Annotated in this window: 1 protein-coding gene; it reads left to right on the forward strand. The window is 72.4% G+C overall.

Going from position 1 to position 1433, the window contains the following annotated elements; genetic code table 11:
• Positions 1-678 precede the first annotated feature (678 nt).
• On the forward strand, positions 679-1323 hold the full coding sequence (locus H5J30_RS33155; protein ID WP_018834682.1) for an RNA polymerase sigma factor: 645 nt from the start codon (positions 679-681) through the stop codon (positions 1321-1323).
• Positions 1324-1433: the final 110 nt, after the last annotated feature.

The following is a 1433-nucleotide window of genomic DNA, read 5'->3' on the forward strand; positions in this document are numbered from 1 at the left end:
CCGAGCACGACCGCGCCCAGCGTCAGCCAGGCACGTCTGCGCAGGCTCAGCGGCCGGTACGCATGGGATCTACGCGGACTCACATTCCGCCCCTTCGGTTTGCTCGCGTGTGGCGTTCGCTCACGCTTGACACACGTACAGCGCCACGGGGTTCGAAAACGTGTCAGTCCCGCCCTGACCGGTACAAAGAAGACGGCCGGAGCCGCTACCCCCCACAGGAGCTGCTCCGGCCGTCGGCCTCTGTCGCGGTGCCCGTTCGGGCCCGCTGTATTACTCAGCGCCAGAGGGCCCGGAAATGTCACAGCCCCCCGCCCGCGCGTGCCCGCGAGCCCGTACGCGGGCCCCTCCCGGCAGGTGTCCGGGCCGGGTTCCGGCCCCGGCGGAGCCCCGGTCCGGCCCTCGCCGAAGCCCCGTCGAGTGCCCGCCGGGCCACCGCCGAACCCCCGCCGAACCCCCGCCGAGCCCTCGTCGGGCCGCCGCCGGTTCCTCATGCGGCCGGGTGGGGAGTGTCCGGGTGTGTTGCGAAGGGACCGCCACCGCCGTAGCGTGCACCTCGCGCCGACCTGGCGCACAGACATTCGTTCGACTATCGCTCGACGGTCCGCCCAGATCCGGGGGTGCTCCGCAGATGTGTCCGCGCGTACTGCGTCTCCCGGCGCCACGGACCGACTGACCACCGTGCAGGGGGAATACGCGGAAGACGCCGCGCTGTCCGGCGCGGTGCACGCTGCCCAGCGTGGTGACGAGGCAGCGTTCCGCATCGTGTTCCGGACGGTGCACCCTCGCCTGCTCGGATACGTGCGCAGCCTCGTCGGCGACGGCGACGCCGAGGACGTGACCTCCGAGGCGTGGCTGCAGATCGCCCGCGACCTCGGCTCGTTCAGCGGAGACGCCGACCGCTTCCGCGGCTGGGCGGCGCGCATAGCGCGCAACCGCGCGCTCGACCACGTACGCATGCGCTCCCGCAGGCCCGTCGCCGGCGGCGACGAGACCGAACTCGCCGACCGGCCCGCGGCCTCGGACACCGCGGAGGAGGCGATCGAGGCACTCGGTACGGGCCGCACGATGGCCTTCATCGCACGGCTGCCCCGCGACTACGCCGAAGTCGTGGTGCTGCGCGTGATCATGGGACTGGACGCCAAGCGCACCGCCGAGGTCCTGGGCAAGAGCCCGGGCGCGGTGCGTACGGCGGCACACCGCGGCCTCAAGCAGTTGACCGCGCTGATCGAGAGGCCGCAGGAAGAGGGGGACGTTCCGCCCGGGGAAGGGCAGCAGCCTGGCGGTGTGACGCAATCAGCCGCGCGGACGCTTAAGGAAATGTGATGGTGGACGACCGGTACGGCTGGCTCGACGAGGACGTCGCGGAGCGACTGCTTCGCGGGGAGCCGCTCGACTTCGCGGACGGCAGCGGCCGGCGAGGGCGTAAGCGCTGG

The organism is Streptomyces phytophilus (assembly GCF_013870535.1).
GTDB lineage: Bacteria > Actinomycetota > Actinomycetes > Streptomycetales > Streptomycetaceae > Streptomyces > Streptomyces phytophilus.